14 protein-coding genes are annotated in these 17,129 nt (G+C 62.6%); 8 read left to right on the forward strand and 6 right to left on the reverse strand.

What is annotated here, in order from left to right:
* Positions 1–153 precede the first annotated feature (153 nt).
* The 3 genes from torA to M6G53_RS23915 form a co-directional block, all read right to left on the reverse strand.
* Complete coding sequence (torA, locus tag M6G53_RS23905) at positions 154–2,628, reverse strand: trimethylamine-N-oxide reductase TorA (protein ID WP_253334958.1); 2,475 nt, start codon at positions 2,626–2,628, stop codon at positions 154–156.
* A 13-nt stretch (positions 2,629–2,641) separates the two neighbouring features.
* Entirely contained in the window at positions 2,642–3,802 is a 1,161-nt protein-coding gene (locus M6G53_RS23910; protein WP_253334962.1) for a NapC/NirT family cytochrome c, read from the reverse strand.
* A 233-nt stretch (positions 3,803–4,035) separates the two neighbouring features.
* Positions 4,036–4,458 carry a nucleotide triphosphate diphosphatase NUDT15 gene (locus M6G53_RS23915; protein WP_253334963.1) on the reverse strand — a complete coding sequence of 141 codons (423 nt, stop codon included), beginning with the start codon at positions 4,456–4,458 and terminating at the stop codon, positions 4,036–4,038.
* Positions 4,459–4,706: 248 nt separating this feature from the next.
* On the opposite strand from M6G53_RS23915, the gene fruB reads away from it, so the two are divergent.
* The 3 genes from fruB to fruA are packed head-to-tail and all read left to right on the forward strand — an operon-like array spanning position 4,707 to position 8,475.
* Positions 4,707–5,840 (forward strand): fused PTS fructose transporter subunit IIA/HPr protein, encoded by a 1,134-nt coding sequence (fruB, locus tag M6G53_RS23920; RefSeq protein WP_253334965.1) that lies wholly within the window; start codon positions 4,707–4,709, stop codon positions 5,838–5,840.
* Positions 5,837–6,778, forward strand: a complete 942-nt coding sequence (gene fruK, locus M6G53_RS23925) for a 1-phosphofructokinase (protein WP_253334967.1) — start codon at positions 5,837–5,839, stop codon at positions 6,776–6,778. The genes fruB and fruK overlap by 4 nt, the downstream gene beginning before the upstream one ends.
* Positions 6,779–6,789: 11 nt before the next feature.
* Positions 6,790–8,475 carry a PTS fructose transporter subunit IIBC gene (gene fruA, locus M6G53_RS23930; RefSeq protein WP_253334968.1) on the forward strand — a complete coding sequence of 562 codons (1,686 nt, stop codon included), beginning with the start codon at positions 6,790–6,792 and terminating at the stop codon, positions 8,473–8,475.
* Positions 8,476–8,535: 60 nt separating this feature from the next.
* Here the strand turns inward: fruA and nfo are convergent, their stop codons facing one another.
* Positions 8,536–9,375 (reverse strand): deoxyribonuclease IV, encoded by an 840-nt coding sequence (nfo, locus tag M6G53_RS23935; protein WP_016926988.1) that lies wholly within the window; start codon positions 9,373–9,375, stop codon positions 8,536–8,538.
* A gap of 90 nt (positions 9,376–9,465) precedes the next feature.
* Entirely contained in the window at positions 9,466–10,539 is a 1,074-nt protein-coding gene (locus tag M6G53_RS23940; RefSeq protein ID WP_253334969.1) for a YeiH family putative sulfate export transporter, read from the reverse strand.
* Positions 10,540–10,732: 193 nt separating this feature from the next.
* On the opposite strand from M6G53_RS23940, the gene M6G53_RS23945 reads away from it, so the two are divergent.
* From M6G53_RS23945 to M6G53_RS23955, 3 genes are all read left to right on the forward strand, one after another.
* A complete protein-coding gene (locus M6G53_RS23945) occupies positions 10,733–10,930 on the forward strand; it encodes a hypothetical protein (protein ID WP_253334971.1) in 198 nt (65 codons plus the stop codon).
* Between the two features lie 106 nt (positions 10,931–11,036).
* Positions 11,037–11,903, forward strand: coding sequence for a DNA-binding transcriptional regulator YeiE (gene yieE, locus M6G53_RS23950; protein ID WP_253334973.1), 867 nt, complete (start codon positions 11,037–11,039; stop codon positions 11,901–11,903).
* Positions 11,904–12,124: 221 nt separating this feature from the next.
* Positions 12,125–13,603: an amino acid permease gene (locus tag M6G53_RS23955; RefSeq protein WP_253334975.1), complete on the forward strand. Its 1,479-nt coding sequence runs from the start codon at positions 12,125–12,127 to the stop codon at positions 13,601–13,603.
* Positions 13,604–13,647: 44 nt separating this feature from the next.
* Here the strand turns inward: M6G53_RS23955 and M6G53_RS23960 are convergent, their stop codons facing one another.
* On the reverse strand, positions 13,648–14,751 hold the full coding sequence (locus M6G53_RS23960; protein WP_253334978.1) for a GGDEF domain-containing protein: 1,104 nt from the start codon (positions 14,749–14,751) through the stop codon (positions 13,648–13,650).
* A 364-nt stretch (positions 14,752–15,115) separates the two neighbouring features.
* Between M6G53_RS23960 and M6G53_RS23965 the strand changes: the two genes are divergently transcribed.
* Together M6G53_RS23965 and M6G53_RS23970 are read left to right on the forward strand one after the other, a co-directional pair.
* On the forward strand, positions 15,116–16,198 hold the full coding sequence (locus M6G53_RS23965; protein ID WP_253334980.1) for a FecCD family ABC transporter permease: 1,083 nt from the start codon (positions 15,116–15,118) through the stop codon (positions 16,196–16,198).
* Entirely contained in the window at positions 16,195–16,983 is a 789-nt protein-coding gene (locus M6G53_RS23970) for an ABC transporter ATP-binding protein (protein ID WP_253334982.1), read from the forward strand. Before M6G53_RS23965 ends, M6G53_RS23970 begins: the two co-directional genes overlap by 4 nt.
* The last annotated feature ends 146 nt before the right edge of the window (positions 16,984–17,129 follow it).

A 17,129-nucleotide genomic window follows, 5' to 3' on the forward strand; every position in this document is an offset into this window, starting at 1 on the left:
GACAGTAAACGCACGGGTCGAGTGGGATGGGAGAGATTATGGGAAGGATGGTTCAAACTGCAAACCATCCTTGAGGGTTATCTGCTGGCCAAGTCTCTCGAGCAAGAGATCTGATCAAGAGACAGGCGTCGCGCCCCTTTGCTTGCCGGTAAATCAGGCGCCTTGCGGCACCGCGTGCGCGGTATTTTTCAATACCGGCCCCCGATACTTCTCGATCTGCAGCTGCGCCATCTGCCCGCAGTTGCCCTGCGCCAGGCTGGAGGAGCCGATATCGAAGGTCAGGCAGTTGACGTTGCCGTTCTTGCACAGCGAGCCGGGCTGCGCCGGATCGGCCGGATCGAACCAGGCGCCTTCGCTGATGCGCACCACGCCGGGCCGCACATCTTCGCTGACCACCGCGCCCACCAGGATCTGGCCGCGATCGTTGAACGCCCGCACCAGATCGCCGCCGCTGATGCCGCGCGGCTGCGCGTCCTGCGGATGGATCAGGATAGCTTCACGATCCGCTACCGCGTATTTCTCGCGCAGCGGCGTGTTGTCGAGCTGAGAGTGCAGTCGGTTGGTCGGGTGCGCGGTATTGAGCGACAGCGGATATTTGGCCGCTTCCGGCCCGCGATACCACTCGTGCGGCGGCATCCAGGTCGGGATGCCGGGGCAATCCTCGTAATGCATTTTGGCGATGGCGTCGGAGTAGATCTCGATCTTGCCCGACGGCGTGCCCAGCGGGTTCAGCAGCGGGTTGTCGCGATAGTCGGCGAAGCGTACCCACTGCGTGTTGGCCTCCGGCACCGGGAAGCGCACGTAGTTGTTGGATTGCCAGAACATGTCGAACGGCGGCAGCGCCACCCGGGCGGCGCGCGCCTGGTTCTTCATGTCGTCGTACATGCCTTTCAGCCACTGGGTTTCGTCCTTGCCCTCGGTAAAGGCCTCCTGCACGCCCAGCCTGGCCGCCATCGCCGAGAAGATGTCGAAGTCGCTGCGCGACTCGTGCTGCGGCGGCACGCATTGATGCATCGGGAACACGTAGAGCTGCGAATAGTCGCCGCCCATTTCCAGATCGTTGCGCTCGTAGCTGGTGGTGGCCGGCAGCACGATGTCGGCATGCTTGGCGGTGGCGGTCCAGTAAGGCTCGTTGACCACGATGGTGTCCGGCCGCTGCCAGGCTTTGACCAGGTTATTGGTGTCCTGATGCTGGTGGAAGGTGTTGCCGCCCGCCACATACACCATTTTCACCTCGGGGTAGGTGACCTTGGCACCGTTGAAGTCGATGGTTTTGCCCGGGTTGCTCAGGCATTCGGCGATGCGCGCCACCGGGATCGGCGCCGGCGAGTTCTTCGGCGCGTTGCCGGCGGAGATGCCGGCGATGATGCCGCCCTTGGCGGTCGGGCTACCGCCGGAAGAATAGTGGTAGCTGAAGCCGAAGCCGCCGCCCGGCAGGCCGATCTGGCCGAGCATCGCCGCCACCGTCACCAGCAGCCAGTGCTGCTGTTCGCCGTGGTGCTGGCGCTGAATGCCCCAGCCGCCCATGATCATGGTGCGGTGTTTTGCCATCTCGCGCGCCAGCCCGCGCAGCGTGTCGGCATCGACGCCGCTGATGTCGGCCGCCCATTCGGCGGTTTTCGCCACGCCGTCGCTCTCGCCCAGCAGATAGGCCTGGAACTTGTCGAAACCGACGGTGTAGGTTTTCAGGAAGTCCGGGTTATGCAGCTTCTCGGTCAGCAGCGTGTGGGCGATGCCGATCAGCATGGCACCGTCGGTATAAGGGCGCGGAGCGATCCACTGCGCATTGACAAACTTGGCGCTGTCGCTGTGTACCGGATCGATGCTGATCACCCGGGTGCCTTTCTGCTTCAGCGCCTCGAAGCCGGTCTGCCCGACGTGATCCGGCACGTTCCAGCTGTTTTTCAGCGTGACCATCGGGTTGCAGCCCCACAGGATCACCAGCTCGCTGTTCTCGATCACGTTCGGCCAGGCGGTCTGCTGTTCGTAGACCTCCATCGAACCGACCACGTGCGACATGATCACCTGCGCCGCGCCGGTGGAGTAGTCGCCGGCGTAGCCGAGGAAACCGCCGGTCAGGTTCATCAGGCGTTGCAGCAGCGTGCGGCTGTTGTGCAGCATGCCGACGCTTTTCCAGCCGTAGGAACCGGCGTAGATCGACTGCGGCCCGTGATCTTTTTGCAGGCGAACGATCTCATTGCACACCAACTCGGTCGCTTTGTCCCAGCTGACGCGTACCCACTCGTCGCGGCCGCGCAGTTCGGTGCGGCTGCCGGGGCCGCCCTCCAGCCAGCTTTTACGCACCATCGGGTATTTGATGCGGTTTTCGGCGTGCACCTGATAAGGCGCCATGGTGATCAGCTCATTCGGATACGGATCGTCCTGCACCGGCTGCACGCCGACCATCTTGCCGTCTTGCACGATGGCCTCGAACGCGCCCCAGTGGGCGCCGGTCAGGATGCCTTTTTGCGCCTGACGCAAGACGATGAACTGCGGCAGCGCTTCGCTGATGGCCTGCGCCAGCGCCGCTTTGGGCCATAAGCCCGCCAGCAGCGGGGCGGCGGCCAGCGCGGCGGCGCCGGTCAGGAAGCGGCGGCGGCTCATGGTTAACGGTTGTTGATTGCTCATTGCGCTTCTCCCTTTAAAGCTTGGCCGGTGCGGCAGGTGGCATGTCGCTGGCGTGTTTTTGTACGTATTGCGTCAGCACGCGCAGCTGTTCCTGCGTCAGCGAGGTGCGCGGCGCCATGCCTTTGATGACGCCGATCCATTGGTTGGCGTTGAAGCGATCGAGCGCGGTCAGCCCGTGGCAGCCGGTGCAGTTGGCCGACATCATGTCCGCAGCGTAACGCCAGATTTTTTGCTGATCGTCGATCAACTGTTTGCGCGGCAGCCACACCTGCAGAGAAACCTGATGCCAGACCAGGCCGGTTTCCGCATCGGTCTGGGTGGAGGCGGTCTTCAGCCGTTGGCGCGCGTCTTCACCCAGCAGCACGCTGAGGATGCGTTTGCCCTGCGCGGCGTAGAACACTTCGCTGACGCCGTCCTGCTGCCAGCCGCTCACGGTGGCCAGCACCTTGTCGCCATCCTGTTTCACCACCTGCACTTCGGTGGACGGCATCAGGTTGCCGGCGTTATGGCTGTCGTCCGCATTGAGGAAGAACGGTTCGGTGGCGATGGTGTAGAGGGTGGTGGCGCCCGGCGCGGTCAGCGCCGCAGCCTTCGCCAGTTCGGCGGCGCCGGCCTGGGTTTCGCCGCTCATGTCCGGCAGGATGTGGGCCACGCCCTTATGGCAATCGATGCAGGTCTCGCCCTGTTTGATCGCCACCGGGTGCTGCAGGCGTGCCTCAGGGCGCTGGGCGGTGATGTCCATGGCGTCGAAGCTGTGGCAGGAGCGGCAGGTGGCCGAGTCATTCTCTTTCAGCGTCTTCCAGACCGACTGCGCCATCGCCAGCTTGTGCGCTTCATATTTTTCCGGCGTATCGATGGTGCCGACCATCTCGCCGTAAATGTCTTTCACCGCGCGGATTTTGGTCCACAGGTAATCGATCGGCTGGTGCGGCACGTGGCAGTCGGCGCATTCGGCACGGATGCCCTTGGTGTTTTGGAAGTGGACGCTGCCCTGATATTCGGCCAGGGGCTGTTGCATGGTGTGGCAGGAAACGCAGAAGGCGGTATCGCTGGTTTTATGGAAAACGGTGGCGGTCCCGGCCAACAGCGCCGCGCCGAGGATAATCCCCAGCAGCAAAAGCCATAGCCATCCCCACCGGCGCTTTTTTTCAAAGCCAGTCAGTTTTTTGCTCATGGTAAACCCGCTTATAATTATGAATTTAAAATAAAATCTTGCCAAAAGGCCGCCGACCGGAGGTCAGAATGCCACGTCGATTGCAGGGGTAATAATAGAAGAGGGTTAACCCCATAGGGTTATCCGTAGTCAAAAAAATGGCATATATCGCAAAAAATAGCGTTATATTCTAATTTATATAGAGATAGGGCGGTACGGCAGGGGAAGCGAGCGCAGCACGCGCTCGCGATGGGTCAGGCCGTGGGCTGATAGGCCTGGCCGCTCAGCCACAGGCGGATGGCGGTGCGGCTGGCTTCGAAATGCGGTTCCGGCAGGGCGTCGGGCGCACACCAGCGCCACTCGGCGCATTTCTCGGGCTCTCTCAGCTCCGCGTTGCCGCCGGGGTGATCCACCTGCAGGCAGACAGACACCGTGTGTTTGCCTTCGGCGCGCCAGGTTTGCAGATTGTTGCTGACGCCCACGAAGCGCGGCGGATCGATGAGCAACCCGGTCTCTTCGGCGACTTCGCGCCGGGCGCATTGCTCGAAGGTTTCCCCGGCATCCAGATGCCCGCCGGGGATCGACCAAAAGGGCGCGTGCGGGCCGCAGCGTTTGCCCAACAAAATCTCGCCTTGCGGGTTGACGATGATCACCCCGATGCCGGTCACTACGTTCATGCTTTTCTCCGTCAGCAAAGTTTCAGCACCAGTATGTCATTTTGCCCCGGCGCTGACCAATATGCCGGTGAAAGTGTGCGTAAGCTCAAAAATCTGCAATGGCGAAAGGGAGAAAGCTTGCTTTCGCCTTGCGCTGCTTACACACTACTTGAAACGTTTCAGCGTTATCCGACCGCTTGTGGCGAGCGGGTAGCGCTCCTTTTTCTCAATGAAGCTGAAACGATTCAATTCAGCAGGAGAGGAGAATCATGTTCCAGTTGTCACCGCAAGACATTCATCTGGGCGCCGCTGCTGCCGGTAAGCAGGAGGCCATCCGCCAGGTGGCCGCCGCCCTGACCGAAGCCGGCTGCGTCAGCGCCGGTTATGTGGACGGCATGCTGCAGCGCGAGCTGCAGACGTCCACCTACCTGGGCAACGGCATCGCCATTCCGCACGGCACCACCGATACCCGCGATCTGGTGCTGAAAACCGGCGTGCAGGTGTTCCAGTTCCCGCAGGGCATCGCCTGGGGCGAAGGCCAGACCGCCTATGTGGCGATCGGCATTGCCGCCCGCTCCGACGAGCATTTGGCGCTGCTGCGCCAGCTCACTCACGTGCTGAGCGATGACGGCGTGGCGGAGCGGCTGGCGAAAACCACCTCCGCGGAAGAGCTGCGCAGCCTGCTGATGGGCGAGCAGCAGAGCGCCGAATTTCAGTTCGACGTTTCGCTGATTGCGCTTGACGTCGCGGCCGACAGCCTGATGACGCTGCAGGCGCTGAACGCCGGCCGGCTGCAAAAGGCCGGCGCGGTCAACGCGCAGTTCGTTAGCGGCGTCATTACCCGCAAGCCGCTGAACCTGGGGCAGGGCATCTGGCTGAGCGACAGCGTCGAAGGCAACCTGGCCAGCGCGGCCACCGTCAGCCGCCCGGCGCAGGCTTTCGTGGAAGACGGCGAGCCGGTGGCGCTGCTGCTGACGGTGTCGGTCGCCGATGCGCAGCCGCTGGCGGTGCTCAACTACCTCAGCGATCTGCTGCTGGCCAACAAAGCTGAACGCCTGCTGAAGGCGGATGCCGCCGGGATGCTGGCGCTGCTGACCAGCGAAGTGGCCGAGGAGAGCAGCGTGCTGAGCGCCGAGTTCGTGATCCGCAACGAGCACGGCCTGCACGCACGGCCGGGCACGGCGCTGGTCAACGTGATCAAAAGTTTCAACAGTGACATCACCGTCACCAACCTGGACGGCAGCGGCAAGCCGGCCAACGGGCGCAGCCTGATGAAGGTGGTGGCGCTGGGCGTGAAGAAAGGGCATCACCTGCGCTTTACCGCCAATGGAGAAGATGCTGAAGCCGCGCTGAAGGCGATTGGCGAAGCGATTAATGAAGGACTGGGCGAGGGCGCAGCATGAGCAGAAGAGTAGCAACAATCACCTTGAACCCGGCGTACGATCTGGTGGGCTTCTGCCCGCAGATCGAGCGCGGGGAAGTCAACCGGGTAAAAACCGCCGGCCTGCACGCCGCCGGTAAAGGCATCAACGTCGCCAAAGTGTTGAAGGATTTGGGCATCGACGTCACCGTCGGCGGTTTCCTGGGCAAAGACAATCAGGACGGTTTCCAGCTGCTGTTCAGCGATCTGGGGATCGCCAACCGCTTCCAGGTGGTGCCGGGCCGCACCCGCATCAACGTCAAGCTGACGGAAAAAGACGGTGAAGTGACCGACTTCAACTTCTCCGGTTTTGAAGTCACGCCGCAGGACTGGGATCGCTTCGTCAGCGACTCGCTGAGCTGGCTGGGCCAGTTCGACATGGTGGCGGTGAGCGGCAGCCTGCCGGCCGGCGTCGATCCCGATGCTTTTACCGACTGGATGACCCAGCTGCGCGCCAAGTGCCCGTGCATCATTTTCGACAGCAGCCGCGAAGCGCTGGTCGCCGGGCTGAAAGCCTCGCCGTGGCTGGTGAAACCGAATCGCCGCGAGCTGGAAATCTGGGCCGGCCGCCCGCTGCCGACGCTGGCGGACGTGGTGGAAGCCGCGCATGCGCTGCGCGAGCAGGGCATCGCCCACGTGGTGATCTCCCTCGGCGCGGAAGGCGCGCTGTGGGTCAACGCGTCCGGCGCCTGGATCGCCAAGCCGCCGTCCTGTGAAGTGGTCAGCACCGTGGGTGCCGGCGATTCGATGGTCGGCGGCCTGATTTACGGCCTGTTGATGCGCGAATCCAGCGAACACACCCTGCGTCTGGCCACGGCGGTGGCGGCGCTGGCGGTCAGCCAGAGCAACGTCGGCGTGACCGATCGTCCCCAGTTGGCCGCGATGATGGCGCGCGTCGATCTGAAACCTTTCAACTCATAGCAGGAGGCAGAATGAAAACGCTGCTGATGATAGACAGTTCGCTGGGGCAGGCCCGTGGCCACCTGGCGAAACGCATGCTGGAGGCTGCCGCGGCCAAAACCGGCCTGACGCTGGTCGAGTCGCTGCAGGACGCCGAACTGGTGGTGGTGGCGGGGCAGGCTGCGCCTGCTGACGCCGCGCTGAACGGCAAGCGGGTATATGTGGGCGACGTAGAGCACGCGGTGCGTGAACCGGACGCGTTTCTGGCGCGCGCCAACGCCGAGGCTGAAACCTATCAGGCGCCGCTGGCGGCGGCGCCGGTAAAAGCCGCCGGGCAAAAACGCATTGTGGCGATCACCGCTTGCCCAACCGGCGTGGCACACACCTTTATGGCGGCAGAAGCCATTGAAAGCGAAGCAAAAAAACGTGGCTGGTGGGTGAAGGTGGAAACGCGCGGCTCCGTCGGCGCCGGCAACGCCATTACCCCGGAAGAAGTGGCGGCGGCGGATCTGGTGATCGTCGCGGCGGATATCGAGGTGGATCTGGATAAGTTTGCCGGTAAGCCGATGTACCGCACTTCCACCGGCCTGGCGCTGAAGAAAACCGCCCAGGAACTGGACAAGGCGCTGGCCGAGGCCGAGGTGTTCCAGCCGCAGCAGCGCGGTAGCGCGGCGCCGGCGGGTAAAAAGAAAGAGGGCAACGGCCCGTATCGCCACCTGCTGACCGGCGTGTCCTACATGCTGCCGATGGTGGTGGCCGGCGGTCTGTGCATCGCGCTGTCGTTCGTGTTCGGTATCAAGGCGTTTGAAGTCAAAGGTACGCTGGCGGCGGCGCTGATGCAGATCGGCGGCGGCTCCGCCTTTGCGCTGATGGTGCCGGTATTGGCCGGTTTCATCGCCTTCTCCATCGCGGATCGCCCGGGCCTGACGCCGGGCCTGATCGGCGGCATGCTGGCCGTGAGCACTGGTGCCGGGTTCCTCGGCGGTATCATCGCCGGTTTCCTGGCGGGTTACGTCGCCAGGGCGATCAGCAGCAAGCTGCGCCTGCCGCAGAGCATGGAAGCGCTGAAGCCAATCTTGATCATTCCGCTGGTGGCCAGCCTGATCACCGGCCTTATCATGATTTACGTGGTCGGCACGCCGGTGGCGAAAATCATGGAAGGCCTGACCCATTGGCTACAGTCGCTGGGCACCGCCAACGCCGTACTGCTGGGGGCGATTCTCGGCGCGATGATGTGTACCGACATGGGCGGCCCGGTGAACAAAGCGGCCTACGCCTTCGGCGTGGCGCTGCTCAGCTCCTCGGTGTATGCGCCAATGGCGGCGATCATGGCCGCCGGCATGGTGCCGCCGCTGGCGATGGGGCTGGCGACGCTGCTGGCGCGCCACAAGTTCGAGAAATCCGAACGGGAAGGCGGTAAAGCGGCGCTGGTGCTGGGCCTGTGCTTTATCTCTGAAGGGGCGATCCCGTTCGCCGCCCGCGATCCGATGCGCGTGCTGCCGTGTTGCATCGCCGGCGGTGCGCTGACCGGTGCGCTGTCGATGGCGTTTGGTGCCAAACTGATGGCGCCGCACGGCGGGCTATTCGTGCTGCTGATCCCGGGCGCAATCACGCCGGTGCTGCTGTATCTGGTGGCGATCGCCGCCGGTACCCTGCTGGCGGGCGTGGCTTACGCCCTGCTGAAGCGTGCTGAAGTGCCGGCCACCCGCGCGGCGTAATAGCGATTCAGCCATAAAAAACCGGAGCCTGGGCTCCGGTTTTGTCGTTTTGGCGCTGCGTTACTGCTGCGCCTTCAGCCAGGCGATTTCTTCCGCCCAGATATCCGGATTTACCGTTTCCAGAATCAGCGGGATATTGTCGAAACGCGGATCGCGCATGATGTAGCTGAACACCGTTTTGCCGATGTTGCCTTCTCCCAGGCTGTGGTGGCGGTCGACGCGGCTGTTGAACTCGCTCTTGGCGTCGTTCAGGTGCATGCCGCGCAGGTAGTTGAAACCGACGATGTCGCCAAGCTGCTTAAAAGTGCGCTCGCACTCTTCTTCGGTACGCAGATCGTACCCGGCGGCGAAGGCGTGGCAGGTGTCGATGCAAACGCCGACGCGGCTCTTGTCTTCCACGCCGTCGATGATCGCCGCCAGATGTTCGAATTTGAAGCCCAGGTTGCTGCCCTGGCCGGCGGTGTTTTCGATCACCGCCGTTACGCCGGCGGTTTTGTCCAACGCGATGTTGATAGACTCGGCGATGCGCGCCAGGCACTTGTCTTCATCGATTTGCAGCAGGTGGCTGCCCGGGTGGAAGTTCAGCAGCGTCAGCCCCAGCTGTTCGCAGCGCTGCAGCTCGTCGATAAACGCCTCGCGCGATTTTTCCAACGCCTCGGCCACCGGGTGGCCCAGGTTGATCAGGTAGCTGTCGTGCGGCAGGATTTGCCCCGGCCCGAAACCGTACTGGGCGCAGGCGCTCTTGAACTTATCGATCACGTCGGCGGCCAGCGGCGCGGCCTTCCATTGACGCTGATTTTTGGTGAACAGGGCGAACGCGGTCGCCTCCAATTCGTGCGCGCGGATAACCGCCTGATCCACGCCGCCTGACGCGCTGACATGTGCACCGACAAACTTCATCTTCATTCTCCTGTGTTATCGGTGACATTATGGCATTGATGGCGGGCGGAATAAATGTGGCCCGCCGGAGCGGGCCACAGAAGAGAGTGATTAGAGCCAGTGTTGCACCAGCTGATTTATCGCGCCGCCGCCGACCAGCAGCCAGACGAACAGCAGCGTGGCCAACAGAATCGGTTTCATCCCGGCCTGGCGCACGGCGCTGATGTGGGTGGTCAGCCCCAGCGCCGCCATCGCCATCGCCAGCATCCAGGTGTCGGCGGTGATCAGATGGTGCACCAGCGTGGCCGGCAGCAGGTTGAAGGAGTTCAGCCCGGCAACGGCGATAAACAGCACGGCAAACCACGGAATGGTGATAGCGGATTTTTCCGCCTTGCCTGCGCCGCCGCGGCTGATGTAGCCCGACAGCAGCAGCAGGAACGGCGCCAGCATCATCACGCGGATCATCTTGGCGATCACCGCCGCATTTTCGGCGTCCGGCCCGATGGCGTGCCCGGCGGCAACCACCTGAGCCACTTCGTGGATGGTGGAGCCGGCGTAGATGCCGAAGGTTTCCTGGCTGAACGGCAGCCACTGGAAGTGTTCGTTCAGCTGATACAGCCATGGGTAGGCAAAGATCGCCAGGGTGCCGAACACCACCACGGTCGAGACCGCCACCGCCACTTTGCTGGAGTCGGCCTTCAGCACCGGCTCGGTGGCCATCACCGCCGCCGCGCCGCAGATGCTGCTGCCGGCGCCGATCAGCATCGCGGTTTGGCCGTCGATGCCGAACACTTTCTTGCCGAGCCAGCAGGCCAGCAGGAAGGTGGTGGTCAGGGTCAGCGCATCGATGATGATGCCGCTGGCGCCCACGTCGGCGATTTGCTGAAAGGTCAGCCGGAAGCCGTAAAGGATAATGCCAAGGCGCAGCAGGCGCTGTTTGGCCAGCTGTACGCCGCCGTGACAAACGGTTTGCCAGCGGGGATACAGCGTGTTGCCCACCAGAATGCCGAACAGGATCGCCAGCGTCAGCGCCCCCAGGCCCAGCTCCGCCACCCAGGGAATGTCGCCGGCCCAGACGGCCAGCGCGGTGAGCGCGCCGGTGAGCGCCAGCCCCGGCACCAGGCGCGGCAGGCCGAACAGCGGAAAGCGTCGCTCGGGATAAGTGTGAGTGGTATCAGTCGCCATAAAAGTCAGTCCTTCAGTCTGTTTCTTGCTGCTAAGAGTACGTTTGGGCTGAATAAAAGAGAAATTGATTATATATTTATAACCTATCTGAATAAGTGGTATGGCGTCAGGCATTGGCATAAAGCCGCATTGCGGCTAGGGTGAGGAGGAGCGGCGAGCCGCCGTCAACTTTCCAACTGAACAGGAGCAGGCGATGGATACCGACGATCAACGCAGAGAGCAGATAGACCAGGAAGTGGGGCGCGCGGTGCGGCGTTTGATTGAAGAAAACAAGGTGGTCGATCGCGATCGCCTGGTGGCGATGCTGCAATTACTACAGCGGGACGAAGCCGGCACGCCGCGCGAGGCGGTGCTGGCCGCGGCGGCGCAGCTGGTCGCCTTGGGCAAGTAACGCGCCGAATTGGCCGTAAACCGGGTAGCCTCATCGGGCTACCCACATCATGTTGACATCATTTTGCGGTTCTCTGGCAGAACCCTTTTTCACTACCGGGACGGCTATGCATATCACGTTGCGTCAACTGGAAGTCTTCACCGAAGTGCTGAAAAGCGGTTCGACCACTCAGGCCTCGGTGGTGCTGGCGCTGTCGCAGTCGGCGGTCAGCGCCGCACTGGCGGATCTGGAGGGGCAACTGGGCGTGCAGCTGTTCGATCGCGTCGGCAAACGGCTGGTGATCAACGAGCATGGCCGGTTGTTGTATCCCAAGGCGCTGGCGCTGCTGGAGCAGGCGGGGGAGATAGAGCAGCTGTTTCGTCATGACGGCGGGGCGCTGCGCATCGCCGCCAGCAGTACCATCGGCAACTACATGCTGCCGGAGATGATCGCCCGCTACCGCCGGGACTTTCCGGCCACGCCGCTGGAGCTGAACGTCGGCAACAGCCAGGACGTGATCGTGGCGGTGGCGGATTTCCGCGTCGATCTGGGGCTGATCGAAGGGCCTTGCCATATGCCGGAGCTGGTGACGCAGCCGTGGCTGGAGGATGAGCTGGTGGTGTTCGCCGCGCCGGACAACCCGCTGACCCGTCAACCGCCGACGCTGGAGGCGTTGGCCGATGCGCCGTGGATCTTGCGCGAGCGCGGTTCGGGCACCCGCGAGGTGCTGGATCATCTGCTGTTGGCGCACCTGCCGCATTTCCAACTGGTGATGGAGCTCGGCAACTCGGAGGCGATCAAGCACGCGGTGCGGCACGGCATCGGCATCAGCTGCCTGTCGCGGCGGGTGGTGGCGGAACAGCTGGCCAGCGGTGCGCTGGTGGAACTGCCGGTGCCGCTGCCGCCGCTGCGGCGCACCCTGTACCTGATCCGCCATCGGCAAAAGCACATTTCCAACGCGCTGCAGCGTTTTCTCAGCTATTGCGCGCTGTAATCGGCAGCGCGTCACGCCTGCCGTCGCTGCGCGGGCCGGAAAAAGCATAAAAACCTGCGCGCGCTCACATTAATGAGAGTAAGTAAGGCCATAAGGGCTGCGGCTAATAATTGCCTCTGAATTATGAAGCTATCTTATATCGGTGCAATGTTGCTAGTTCACCGGCGGGTATTTGTTACAATCCGCCCTCATTTTTCAAAGAGCAGATAGATAGGGAACGAATGGCTCAGCAGGATATAAAAACATCGGGGCAGCAAGCACCCGCATTGCGCCGTGAGCTGAAAGCCCGGCATTTGACCATGATCGCCATCGGTGGCTCCATCGGCACCGGCCTGTTCGTCGCCTCGGGCGCCACGGTTTCTCAGGCAGGCCCCGGCGGCGCGCTGCTGTCTTACGCTCTGATCGGTTTGATGGTGTACTTCCTGATGACCAGCCTGGGCGAACTGGCGGCCTTTATGCCGGTCTCCGGTTCATTCTCCACTTACGGCGCCAAATACGTGGAAGAAGGCTTCGGCTTCGCGCTGGGCTGGAACTACTGGTACAACTGGGCGGTGACCATCGCCGTTGACCTGGTGGCCTCGCAGTTGGTGATGAACTACTGGTTCCCTGACACCCCCGGTTGGATCTGGAGCGCACTGTTCCTCGGCCTGATGTTCCTGCTGAACTACATTTCGGTGAAAGGGTTCGGCGAAGCGGAATACTGGTTCGCGCTGATCAAGGTCAGCACCGTGATTATCTTCATCGCCGTCGGCGTGCTGATGATCGTCGGCATTTTGAAGGGCGGCGAGCACGCCGGCTGGCAGAACTGGACGGTAGGAGACGCGCCGTTCGCCGGCGGCTTCTCGGCGATGATCGGCGTGGCGATGATCGTCGGCTTCTCGTTCCAGGGCACCGAGCTCATCGGCATCGCGGCCGGCGAATCGGAGAATCCGGGTAAAAACATCCCGCGCGCGGTGCGTCAGGTGTTCTGGCGTATCCTGCTGTTCTATATCTTCGCCATTCTGATCATCAGCCTGATCATTCCGTATACCGATCCGAGCCTGCTGCGCAACGACGTGAAGGACATCAGCGTCAGCCCGTTCACCCTGGTGTTCCAGCATGCCGGGCTGTTGTCGGCGGCGGCGGTGATGAACGCGGTGATCCTGACGGCGGTGCTGTCGGCCGGTAACTCGGGCATGTACGCCTCTACCCGCATGTTGTACACCCTGGCGTCGGAAGGCAAGGCACCGCGCATCTTCGCCAAGCTCTCGAAAGGCGGCGTGCCGCGTAACGCGCTGTATGCGACCTGCGTGGTGGCCGGCCTGTGTTTCCTGACTTCGATGTTCGGCAACCAGTCGGTTTACCTGTGGCTGCTGAATACCTCGGGCATGACCGGCTTCATCGCCTGGTTGGGCATCGCCATCAGCCACTATCGTTTCCGTCGCGGTTACATGCTGCAGGGGCGCGATCTGAACGATCTGCCATACCGTTCCGGGTTCTTCCCGCTGGGGCCGATCTTCGCCTTCGTGCTGTGCCTGATCATTACCCTGGGCCAGAACTATCAGGCCTTCCTGCAAGACAAGATCGACTGGTATGGCGTGACCGCGACCTACATCGGCATTCCGCTGTTCCTGCTGATCTGGTTCGGTTACAAGCTGTCGCGCGGCACCCGCGTCGTGAAGTACAGCGAAATGGAATTCCCGAAGATGGACGTGAAGTAATTTTCGGTGAGTGAGACGCGGCGGGGGGCCCGCCGCGTTTTGCGTTACTTTTTCCCGCCTTTCGCTTCTGCCAGCGCCTGCTGCGCCGAGCGCATCAAACTGTCCACCGTCGCGTAATCCTGCGTCAATGCCAGAATGCCGGCGTTAAGCTGCATGCTCACCTCGCCGAACGCGCAAAAATCGTAGGGCGCCTCCAGCGGCGGCATGATGCGCGCCAGGAACTCGCTTTCCGCGCCGTACGGCAGATCGTGCACCAGTATCAAAAACAGGCCGCCGGTATAGCGGCAGACGAAGTCGCTGGGGCGGATCAGCGTTTTGAGGCGCTCGCCGACGGTGCGCAGCACGTCATCGCCGATCTGGACGCCGTGGCTTTGGTAGAGCGCCGCCAGCGGGCCGAATTCAAGAATGAACAGGTGGGAAATCGATCGCGTTGTCGCCTCCGGGCGGCAAATGTCGCGCATTACCGCCTCGCCGCCCGCGCGGTTGAGGAAACCCGTCAGGCGATCGCGGTGTGACGCCAGCTGCTTTTCCCAGGCCAGCGTGACGTGCTGCACTCGCTGGCGGTGGTAGCGCGCGATCAGGCCATGGGCCAGCACCAGCCACAACGGCGCGAGGTCAGCCAGCACAAACAGGTTTTGCACGCGCGACAGCGGCGCCGTCAGCAGGTAGGGCAGCGTCAGTGCGATCACCTCAAGCAGCGCGAAGCGCGGCGCGGCGGCGTGGCGCTGCATCAGCCAGCAGGCCAGGGCGGTGATCGTCAGACCGGCGAACAGGATTAAAACGAAGCGGCCTGACAGCATCGCCAGCGCGGCGCTGGCGCCGACCAGCCCCATCCACAGCAACACCGTCACCAGCATGGCGTTCGGCCAGGCAGATTGATGCCGACGCGCCAGCCAGGCGCGTCCGGCGGTCAATAACAGCAACAGCAGCAATAGACCGATGCCGATCGACGGTTGGTTCAGCCAGGCGTAACCCGCCAGCAGCGCCGCCGGCCCTGCGGCATTCAGCCAGGGGGTGAGGGAAGAGGGCGTCAGCGTCAGCCGCAGCTGGCGTTGAAACAGCTTGTCATCGGCATGCAGCGGGCTGTGCAACAGCCAGTTCAGCAGCGCCGGGCGTTTGGGCGTTACCGCCGGAGATGGACTTCTCATTACAGCCTCGTCAATAAAGGCCGCTCTTGCGGCGGCCTGAAAATTTTCGCACGCGTGGTGCTGCGCTCTTGGATTCTATGTGGTTTTTCCATCATTTGTCAGAGTCTGGTCGGATCAGGAATCACTTTCAGAATAATGAACCTCGCGGCGTGGCGGAAGCAGGCGATAGCTTGTTGATAAATTACTATAAAAAACAAATTATTACATTTTGTGTGTCGTTGCTTTCAGCGATAGTTATGATTGATAAGTATTCGCGTTTGCTTTATTGTTGAGGGCTGCGCGCAGGCGGTTGCCGCGCGCTTTCTGGTTCACGGCGGACGCTTTCGCGCCGCTGTCATGATGGTTGCAACAGGTATCCTAACTAATGAGCGTATCCACCGATCCCATGACCGAAGCCAAGGGCCAGCCCGGCGCCGGCGTGATGGGGCGCTATCAACATATTCTTCGCCATCGCCTGTTGATGATGGGCGTGTTGGCACTGGCGATCCTGGGATCGCTGCTGCTGGATTTCACCATGGGGCCGTCCGGCCTGTCGCTATCGTCCTTGTGGCAAACGCTGCTCGATCCCGCTGCGGCCGATGCCGGCACGCGGGTGATCGTCTGGGACATCCGCTTGCCTTACGCGCTGATGGCGGTGGTGGTGGGCTTTGCGCTCGGCCTGGCCGGGGCGGAAATGCAGACCATCCTGAATAACCCGCTGGCCAGCCCTTTTACCCTCGGCGTGTCTTCCGCCGCGGCCTTTGGCGCCGCGCTGGCGATCGTGCTCGGCATCGGCATTCCGGGCATTCCCGATCAGTGGTTCATCTCCGCCAACGCCTTTATCTTTGCGCTGTTCGCCGCGCTGATGCTCGACGGCATCACGCGCTGGACGCGGGTCGCCACCTCCGGCGTGGTGCTGTTCGGCATCGCGCTGGTGTTTACCTTCAACGCGCTGGTCTCGATGATGCAGTTCATCGCCAGCGAAGACACGCTGCAGGGGCTGGTGTTCTGGACCATGGGCAGCCTGGCGCGCGCCTCGTGGGACAAGCTGGGTATCCTGTTCGGGGTGTTTGCCGTGCTGCTGCCGCTGTCGATGATGAGCTCGTGGAAACTGACCGCGCTGCGCCTGGGTGAAGACCGGGCGGTGAGCTTCGGCATCGACGTGCGCCGTCTGCGGCTGACCACGCTGCTGCGCATCAGCATTCTCTCGGCGCTGGCGGTGGCCTTCGTCGGGCCGATCGGCTTTATCGGCCTGGTGGCGCCGCACATCGCCCGCATGATCTTCGGCGAAGATCACCGCTTCTATCTGCCGGCCAGTGCGCTGATCGGTGCGCTGGTGCTGTCGATGGCCTCGGTGGCGTCGAAAAATCTGGTGCCCGGCGTGATCATCCCGGTGGGCATTGTCACGTCGCTGGTTGGGGTGCCGTTCTTCCTGAGCATTATTCTGCGCCACCGGGGGAACGTATGAGCCAGGGATTGCGGATAGAAAACTTCTCGGCGGGTTACCCGAAACGCCCGGTGATCGACGATCTCTCGGTGCCGATGCTGCCGCGCGGGCAAATCACCGTGCTGCTGGGGCCGAACGGCAGCGGCAAATCGACGCTGCTGCGCTCGCTGGCCGGGCTGAACCCGGCGCAGGGCAAGCTGTGGCTGGACGACGGCGATCTGATGCAGATGCCGTTTGCCCGTCGGGCGGAGAAAGTGGTGTATCTGCCGCAGTCGCTGCCCGCCGGGGTGCACCTGCACGTGCTGGAGTCGATCATCGTGGCGCAGCGCGCCTCGGGCGGCCGCAGCAACGCCGGCAGCGAGGCGGAGGTGATGGCTCTGCTGGAGCAGCTGGGCATCGCCCATTTGGCGCTGAGCTATCTCGATCAGCTGTCCGGCGGCCAGAAACAGCTGGTGGGGTTGGCGCAGTCGCTGATCCGTCAGCCCTCGCTGCTGTTGCTGGATGAGCCGCTGAGCGCGCTCGATCTCAACTATCAGTTCCACGTGATGGATTTGGTGCGCCGTGAAACCCGCAAGCGCAATATCGTGACGGTGGTGGTGGTGCACGATATCAACATCGCGCTGCGCCACGGCGACCACGTGCTGATGCTGCAGGATGGCGATCTGATCGCCGACGGTGTGCCGGAGCAGGTGATTACGCCGCAGAGCCTGGCGCGGGTCTACGGCGTGCGCGGGCGCATCGAACGCTGCTCGCAGGGTACGCCGCAGGTGCTGATAGACGGCCTGGTAAACCAGCCGACGATTTAACCCAAGAAAAAGCCCGGCATCGCCTAATGCCGATCGTTTAAGGATCAATTGACCGATCCTGTGGTTGCTGTACAAAGGGTCCATGGCATCGTCATGGACCCTTAAAATGGAACTTTCCCAGGCTCTTGGCATTATCAATTTCACCA

Origin of the sequence: Serratia nevei, from assembly GCF_024160145.1 — a bacterium.
Taxonomy (GTDB): domain Bacteria; phylum Pseudomonadota; class Gammaproteobacteria; order Enterobacterales; family Enterobacteriaceae; genus Serratia; species Serratia nevei_A.

Excerpts from the sequence above, each read along its gene's own strand:
- torA (WP_253334958.1), bottom strand. The coding sequence starts at position 2,628 with ATGAGCAATCAACAACCGTTAACCATGAGCCGCCGCCGCTTCCTGACC.
- M6G53_RS23910 (WP_253334962.1), bottom strand. The coding sequence starts at position 3,802 with ATGAGCAAAAAACTGACTGGCTTTGAAAAAAAGCGCCGGTGGGGATGG.
- M6G53_RS23915 (WP_253334963.1), bottom strand. The coding sequence starts at position 4,458 with ATGAACGTAGTGACCGGCATCGGGGTGATCATCGTCAACCCGCAAGGC.
- fruB (WP_253334965.1), top strand. The coding sequence starts at position 4,707 with ATGTTCCAGTTGTCACCGCAAGACATTCATCTGGGCGCCGCTGCTGCC.
- fruK (WP_253334967.1), top strand. The coding sequence starts at position 5,837 with ATGAGCAGAAGAGTAGCAACAATCACCTTGAACCCGGCGTACGATCTG.
- fruA (WP_253334968.1), top strand. The coding sequence starts at position 6,790 with ATGAAAACGCTGCTGATGATAGACAGTTCGCTGGGGCAGGCCCGTGGC.
- nfo (WP_016926988.1), bottom strand. The coding sequence starts at position 9,375 with ATGAAGTTTGTCGGTGCACATGTCAGCGCGTCAGGCGGCGTGGATCAG.
- M6G53_RS23940 (WP_253334969.1), bottom strand. The coding sequence starts at position 10,539 with ATGGCGACTGATACCACTCACACTTATCCCGAGCGACGCTTTCCGCTG.
- M6G53_RS23945 (WP_253334971.1), top strand. The coding sequence starts at position 10,733 with ATGGATACCGACGATCAACGCAGAGAGCAGATAGACCAGGAAGTGGGG.
- yieE (WP_253334973.1), top strand. The coding sequence starts at position 11,037 with ATGCATATCACGTTGCGTCAACTGGAAGTCTTCACCGAAGTGCTGAAA.
- M6G53_RS23955 (WP_253334975.1), top strand. The coding sequence starts at position 12,125 with ATGGCTCAGCAGGATATAAAAACATCGGGGCAGCAAGCACCCGCATTG.
- M6G53_RS23960 (WP_253334978.1), bottom strand. The coding sequence starts at position 14,751 with ATGAGAAGTCCATCTCCGGCGGTAACGCCCAAACGCCCGGCGCTGCTG.
- M6G53_RS23965 (WP_253334980.1), top strand. The coding sequence starts at position 15,116 with ATGAGCGTATCCACCGATCCCATGACCGAAGCCAAGGGCCAGCCCGGC.
- M6G53_RS23970 (WP_253334982.1), top strand. The coding sequence starts at position 16,195 with ATGAGCCAGGGATTGCGGATAGAAAACTTCTCGGCGGGTTACCCGAAA.